Origin of the sequence: Mesorhizobium sp. M0152, assembly GCF_040322415.1 — a bacterium.
In the GTDB taxonomy this organism is placed as follows: Bacteria; Pseudomonadota; Alphaproteobacteria; order Rhizobiales; family Rhizobiaceae; genus Mesorhizobium.
Window position 1 is genome coordinate 46,450 of sequence record NZ_JAMYTH010000038.1, and the last position, 6,971, is coordinate 53,420.

The window sequence follows — 6,971 nt, forward strand, 5'->3', positions numbered from 1 at the left end:
TCGGCGTTTCCGGCGCTGCACGATGCGCAATGGGCGACAGAAACGTGCTATTTTCGCCTAACGCATCGGCGGCGATCGGGCGTGATCCAGCAGCACGTTCTCTTTGGCGCACTGTCCAAAAGAACCTGCACAATCTGGATTGCCGGCAAGTTGCGGCAGCGTCACTGGAAGTCGAACGCGCTCAGGCCCGTCACCATCTCGTCGAGGCCGAGCGGACGTGTCACCGGCGGCTCGGCGCGCGCCAGACAGCCGACGCGCTCGCAAAGCCGGCAGGCGGGCCCGACCGGGGTCGCCGTGACCGGCCCCGTCTTTGCGCCGACTGCCGCGCCGGGAAGTGCCGCGCCATAGACGATGTCGTCGCGAAAGCCGATATCGCAGCCGAGCAGCAGGGCGGTGCGGCGCGGACGCTCCGAGAACGCGCCTTGCGGCCCTTCCAGCGTGCGGGCGATGCACAGGAATTCGGCGCCGTCGGGCATTTCCACCGCCTCGATGAAGATCTGACCGGGCTGAGAGAAGGCGACATGCACGGGGAGCTTGGGACAGCCGCCGCCGAAGCGGCTCTGCGGAAAGCCCTGGCTGCCGGCCTTGCGAAAGCGGTTGCCGGCATTGTCGACCTCCAGCATGAAGAACGGCACGCCGAGGGCACCCTGTCGCTGCAGCATGGTCAGGCGGTTCGCAGCCTGTTCGAAGGAGACGCCGAAGCGCGAACGCAGCACGTCGATGTCATAGCGTGCGCGAACGGCTGCCGCATGAAAGATCTGATAGGGCATCATCAGCGCATGCGCGGCATAGCGGCCAAGCTCGAAGCGGGCGAGACGGCGGGCCTCGTCTGTGGTCAGCCTGAGCGCCTGGATCTCTGCGGCGACCGCAACCGTCATGCGGATCAGGCAGGCCTCCATCGCGACCTCGCGCAACTGATCGAACGGCGACAGGCGTTCCGACAGGAACAGGCGCTGCGAATGGCGATCGTAGCGGCGGCGCCAGTTCGGCATGGTCGCGACCGGCAGCACCTTGACGACGATGCCGTATTCGCGCTTCAGCCAGGCCTTCAGTGCGCCGAACAGGTCGTCGCCAGGATCAAGCACTGACGTGAAAGCCTCGGCCTCTTCCTCGAGTGCGGCAAAATAATTAGGCCGCCGCTCGAAAGTCTCGTGCATTTCGTCGATCGGCAGGCGAGCGCCGGAAAGCGCCGTCGCCCGCCCTTCACGGGCCAGAAGCTCGTTGAGGTCGGACAGGCGCTCGGCCTGCTCGCGGTAGGCGCGGAACAGCTTTATCACCGCCGCCGACGCATTGGGCGCCGCCTCGGCAAGCTCGATCAGTTCCTGATCTCCCGGCAATTCGCCGACCAGCAGCGGATCGGTGAACACTTCCTTCAAGGCGGCGACGGACCCCCTTGCCTCTCCGTGCAGCTCGTGCGGATCGACCTTGTAGACGGCCGCCAGCTTAAGGATCAGCTGCACCGTCAGCGGCCGCTGGTTGCGCTCGATCAGGTTGAGGTAGGACGGCGAGATGCCAAGCCCCTCGGCCATAGCCGTCTGGGTCAAGCCCTTGGCATTGCGGATGCGGCGGATGCGTGGCCCGGCAAAAATCTTCTGGTCAGCCATGGGTGATCCTTGATGCCGGTCCTTGACAGAAATTTACATTGCCACTCCGACAGTGCAGACGATCCCGCCTTTGACAATCATGACAAATTTACCGCACCTCTCTGTCAAACACAACACAGGTTTTCCCTTATCCCCATGCAGGTTTGTTGATTTCCCTGGCTCGTTTTGCGCCGAAATGTAAATTCAGTCACGTTCCAGCGCCGAAGCAGATGGCGACTGGATATCAAACAGAAATCCTTCGGAGTGACCAATGACCGATTTTTACAACCTTGTTCCCTCGGCGCCTGAAGGTCGCTTCGACGGCATCGAACGTCCCTATTCGCCACAGGATGTGAAGCGGCTGCGCGGCTCGGTGCAGATCCGCCAGAGCCTGGCCGAAATGGGCGCCAACCGGCTGTGGAAGCTCATCCACGAAGAGGACTTCGTCAACGCGCTCGGCGCCATGTCCGGCAACCAGGCCATGCAGCAGGTGCGCGCCGGGCTGAAAGCGATCTACCTGTCGGGCTGGCAGGTCGCCGCCGATGCCAACACCGCCTCGGCGATGTATCCCGACCAGTCGCTTTATCCGGCCAACGCCGCGCCCGAACTGGTCAAGCGCATCAACCGCACCTTGCAGCGCGCCGACCAGATCGAGACCTCCGAAGGCAACGGGCTGTCGGTCGAGACCTGGTTCGCGCCTGTTGTCGCCGATGCCGAAGCCGGCTTCGGCGGACCGCTCAACGCCTTCGAGATCATGAAGGCGTTCATCGAGGCAGGTGCGGCTGGCGTCCATTACGAAGACCAGCTGGCATCGGAGAAGAAATGCGGCCATCTCGGCGGCAAGGTGCTGATCCCGACCGCTGCCCACATCCGCAACCTCGATGCCGCGCGACTGGCTGCTGATGTGATGGGCACGCCGACCCTGGTCGTCGCGCGCACCGATGCCGAGGCGGCAAAGCTTCTGACGTCCGATATCGACGAACGCGACCAGCCCTTCGTCGACTACGATGCAGGGCGCACGGTTGAAGGTTTCTACCATGTCAGGAACGGCATCGAACCCTGTATCGCCCGCGCCGTTGCCTACGCGCCTCACGCCGACCTGATCTGGTGCGAGACGTCGAAACCGGACCTGGCGCAGGCCAGAAAATTCGCCGAGGCGGTGCGCAGGCATCACCCGGACAAGCTGCTTGCCTACAATTGCTCGCCGTCCTTCAACTGGAAGAAGAACCTCGACGACGCGACGATCGCCAAGTTCCAGAGGGAGCTTGGCGCCATGGGCTACAAGTTCCAGTTCATCACGCTCGCCGGCTTTCACCAGCTCAACTACGGCATGTTCGAACTGGCCCGCGGCTACAAGGCGCGCCAGATGGCGGCTTATTCGGAATTGCAGGAAGCGGAGTTCGCGGCGGAAGCCAACGGCTATACCGCGACCAAGCACCAGCGCGAGGTCGGCACTGGATATTTCGACGCCGTGTCGATGGCGATTACCGGCGGCCAGTCATCGACCACCGCTATGCATGAATCGACCGAGCATGCGCAGTTCAAGCCGGCCGCGGAATAGCAGACCACAGAACACCGAGGAAACGCCCGCGAGGGCTCAATATACAGGAGAAGTCCAATGGCATCGATAAGCCGCGTCAAGGAACGGGCAGAAGAGCAATCGACCACGATGAGCGTCGACCAGCAGGCGACGATCCGGATGCTGGCCAACGATCTGCACAGACTCAACCAGTCCGTGATGAAGGCGGTCGAGGCCGGTGTTTCGGTGGAGTTGGTGCGCTCGGCACGGCATCACGGCGGCGACGGCAATTGGGGCGATCTGCTGATCCCGGTGATCGTCACGCAGCAGAGCCACGGCTGATCGATTTCGCAACCGAACCTTCACCTGCGCAATTTATGCGCAGGTGAATTTTATTTTCATGTGACTAAACCGTGGACAGGGCAGTACAGTACCGTTGCTTGAATCCACTGCTGCCGGAGGTGTTTCACGACCCTTTTATTTCAACTTGACATGGGCGGCGATCTCACGCCAATTGTCCCGAAATTTCAACTCTGCATTGAAACGGGGCGAGCTGCTTGGCCGATTTGGGTTCCCAATGAATCGCGAGGGCGAGAATGCGAGATATCGGAATCCGGCACCCCGGGATCCAGATACCGAGACGATCCGCGACGCCTCGCAGGTGCTTGTCGTCGGAAAATCGCCGATCAATCGCGTAGTGGTGTCGAAGATCGTCGAACGGTCCGGGCTCAAGCCAATCTCGGAATCGCCGGACACGGCGGCGAGGATATTGCGCTCACTCATTCCTGGCGTGGTTGTCCTCGATGGCGGCCCCGACAACAGGGACTGCGACAATCTGATGTCCAGTATCGAGACGCTGCGGCGGGCCTCGGGCAAATCGTTGCCTTCCGTGATCCTGCTCTCCACCAAGAACAGCACGCCGGAGAGCCTGGGCCTGTCTGATATCATCGACGCGATTGTGGCCAAGCCGATCACACCCGAACGGCTGCAACCGGTAATCGATCGCCTGATCAACCGCTAGCGCTATTCCAGGCGACGTGTAACGATTTCCCGCCCGCTTCGATCAACCTGGTTTCGTGATGCTTTCGATCAGTTCGGGCAATTGTCCGAGATCGGATATCTGGCGGAAGCGCGGTTCGGCAACGGGCGCTTCGACATGCTCCAGCACCCAGGTCAGTTCGTGCGGCACATGGACACCCCAACCGCCGGCCTCGATGGCCGGCACCACGTCTGATTTCAATGAATTGCCGACCATCATGCTTTTTGCTGGACCATCGCCGTGGCGGTCGAACAGGCGGGCATAGGTGGCGGCGTTCTTATCGCTGACGATCTCGACCGCGTCGAACAGATCTCCAAGCCCAGACCCGGCCAGTTTGCGCTCCTGGTCGAAGAGATCGCCCTTGGTGATGAGCACAAGGCGGAACGCGCCGGCAAGCTTCTCGACAGTTTCGCGCACATGCGGCAAGACCTCGATCGGATGGCTCAGCATCTCACGGCCGGCACCGAGAATCTCCGATATGACCGGGGCCGGCACGCGGCCTTCCGTGACCTCGATCGCCGTTTCGATCATCGACAGCGTGAACCCCTTGATGCCGAAGCCGTAGACGGCAAGGTTGCGCCTTTCGGCCTCGAGCAAGCGAGCCGAGATCTGCTTCTCCTCACTATGATCGGCAAGCATGGCGGCGAAGCGTTTCTCCGTCATGCGGAAGAACTGCTCGTTCTGCCAGAGCGTGTCGTCGGCATCGAAGCCGATGGTGGTCAGTTCGCTGTTGTTTGGCATCGACGGCCTTTTTTGGGTCACCCTTCTGGGTTGGAAGCGCCCGAACCTAAGCCGAACGGCGCGATTTTCAACCGCAACGGCGAATGCCGGTCTCGGCTCCCCTTTCCTTCCACAGTGGGGCACGGCTATACTCGGAAATCCGCAATCCAATCTGGTGAATGATGCCGCCTGCAAAAAAGGAAGTCCGTCCGTCGAGCCGCGGAGGACGAGCCCGTACCCCTGCCTTCGTGAAGAACCAACGCGGCGTCAAGAACTGGAAGGAAGTCAGCGCCTGGCTGGAATGGCGCGGCATCGAGGATATCGAATGCATCACCCCTGACCAGGCCGGCGTTGCGCGCGGCAAGATGATGCCGTCGAAGAAATTCACCTCCAACACTTCGCTCGCGCTGCCTTCGGCGGTGTTCATGACCACTATTTCCGGCGGCTATCCCGAGGACGGCAACGGTTTCCACTACCCCGAAGACGACGGCGACCTCAAGCTGATGCCGGACCTGTCGACGCTGACGGTGGTGCCCTGGGAGGAAGACCCGACGGCCGCGGTCATCTGCGACCTCGTCCACCAGGATGGCCGCTCGGTGGAATTCACGCCGCGCAACGTCTTGAAGCGCGTTCTAGCCGCCTATGACAGGCGCGGGCTGAAACCGGTGGTGGCACCCGAGATCGAATTCTATCTGGTGCGCAAGAACCCGGATCCGGATTATCCGCTGACACCGCCCGTCGGCCGTTCGGGGCGAGCGATCGGCGGCGGCGCCGGCTATTCGATCGCCGGCGTCAACGAATTCGACGAGCTGATCGACGACATCTATCATTTCTCCGAAAGCCAGGGCCTGGAGATCGACACGCTCATTCATGAGGAAGGCGCCGGCCAGCTCGAGATCAACCTGCGCCATGGCGACCCGATCGAGCTGGCCGACCAGGTGTTCATGTTCAAGCGCACCATTCGCGAGGCGGCGCTCAAGCACGAGATCTATGCCACCTTCATGGCCAAGCCGATCCAGGGCCAGCCGGGCTCGGCCATGCATATCCATCAGTCGATCATCGACAAGAAGACCGGACGCAACATTTTTTCGGCCGAGGACGGCTCGGAAACGGAGGATTTCTTCCATTTCATCGGCGGCATGCAGAAGCATGTGCCGAACGCGCTCGTGATGTTCGCGCCTTATGTCAATTCCTACCGCCGGCTGACACAGGCGGCCTCGGCTCCGGTCAACAACAAATGGGGTTATGACAACCGCACCACGGCGTTCCGCGTGCCGCGCTCGGACCCAGCGGCGCGGCGCGTCGAAAATCGCATCCCTTCCTCCGACGCCAATCCCTATCTGGCACTCGCCGCTTCGCTCGCCTGCGGGCTGATCGGCATCACCAACAAGATCAAGGCCGAGCCTCCGGTGCTGACGACCGCCAATGCCGACGAGATCGACCTGCCGCGCGGCCTGCTGGAGGCCGTCGACCTGTTCGAGGGCGACGAGGAACTCTGTGCGCTGCTGGGCAAGTCCTTCGCCGCCACCTATGCGGCGATCAAGCGGGCAGAATTCGAGACCTTCATGGAAGTGATCAGCCCGTGGGAGAGGGAGTATTTGTTGCTGAATGTCTAGGGGAGTAAGGCAGTAGGGGAGTAAGGCAGTAGGGCAGTAGGGGGCCACAGACGATGGTGAAGATAGATTCGTACAGGGATCTGATCGTCTGGCAGCAGGCAATGGACTTGGCGGTATCAATCTACAAGACGACAAGAGCCTGGCCGAAAGAAGAGCTTTATGGACTGACAAGTCAGCTACGGCGCGCAGCAACTTCCGTGCCCGCCAACATCGCTGAGGGCTATGGACGAGAAAGCCGAGCTTCCTATCAGCAATTTCTGAGGATCGCGCAGGGATCCCTCAAGGAGTCGGAGACGCATCTGCTAATTGCGCAGCGCGTCGGAATCGCCTCGAATGAGACAATCGAGCCGTTAATGACCTCCAGCGAGAGCGTGGGAACGTTGTTGCGGCTTCTGATCCGCAAATTGTCACCTGAGTAGTTTACCTACTGCCCTACTGCCCTACTGCCCTACTGCCCTACTGCCCTACTGCCCTACTGCCCTACTCCCCTCCCT

The 6,971-nt window shown here is 61.4% G+C and carries 7 protein-coding genes; 5 read left to right on the forward strand and 2 right to left on the reverse strand.

What is annotated here, in order from left to right; all coding sequences use genetic code 11:
* Positions 1-161: 161 nt before the first annotated feature.
* Positions 162-1,604 carry a helix-turn-helix domain-containing protein gene (locus NKJ26_RS27435; RefSeq protein WP_352698428.1) on the reverse strand — a complete coding sequence of 481 codons (1,443 nt, stop codon included), beginning with the start codon at positions 1,602-1,604 and terminating at the stop codon, positions 162-164.
* A gap of 250 nt (positions 1,605-1,854) precedes the next feature.
* Between NKJ26_RS27435 and aceA the strand changes: the two genes are divergently transcribed.
* The 3 genes from aceA to NKJ26_RS27450 all read left to right on the forward strand — a co-directional run bounded on the left by aceA (position 1,855) and on the right by NKJ26_RS27450 (position 4,123).
* Positions 1,855-3,144, forward strand: a complete 1,290-nt coding sequence (aceA, locus tag NKJ26_RS27440; RefSeq protein ID WP_352598305.1) for an isocitrate lyase — start codon at positions 1,855-1,857, stop codon at positions 3,142-3,144.
* 57 nt (positions 3,145-3,201) lie between these two features.
* Positions 3,202-3,444: an SMc00767 family acetate metabolism repressor gene (locus NKJ26_RS27445; RefSeq protein ID WP_006202762.1), complete on the forward strand. Its 243-nt coding sequence runs from the start codon at positions 3,202-3,204 to the stop codon at positions 3,442-3,444.
* A gap of 235 nt (positions 3,445-3,679) precedes the next feature.
* Positions 3,680-4,123 carry a response regulator gene (locus NKJ26_RS27450; protein WP_352698430.1) on the forward strand — a complete coding sequence of 148 codons (444 nt, stop codon included), beginning with the start codon at positions 3,680-3,682 and terminating at the stop codon, positions 4,121-4,123.
* Positions 4,124-4,165: 42 nt separating this feature from the next.
* Here NKJ26_RS27450 and NKJ26_RS27455 read toward each other — a convergent pair whose 3' ends face one another.
* The gene (locus NKJ26_RS27455) at positions 4,166-4,882 is read right to left on the reverse strand and encodes an HAD family hydrolase (protein ID WP_352698432.1); all 717 of its coding nucleotides are present in this window, start codon (positions 4,880-4,882) and stop codon (positions 4,166-4,168) included.
* A gap of 158 nt (positions 4,883-5,040) precedes the next feature.
* On the opposite strand from NKJ26_RS27455, the gene NKJ26_RS27460 reads away from it, so the two are divergent.
* Entirely contained in the window at positions 5,041-6,477 is a 1,437-nt protein-coding gene (locus NKJ26_RS27460; protein WP_352698433.1) for a glutamine synthetase family protein, read from the forward strand.
* A gap of 56 nt (positions 6,478-6,533) precedes the next feature.
* Positions 6,534-6,896: a four helix bundle protein gene (locus NKJ26_RS27465; RefSeq protein ID WP_352698440.1), complete on the forward strand. Its 363-nt coding sequence runs from the start codon at positions 6,534-6,536 to the stop codon at positions 6,894-6,896.
* Positions 6,897-6,971 lie beyond the last annotated feature (75 nt).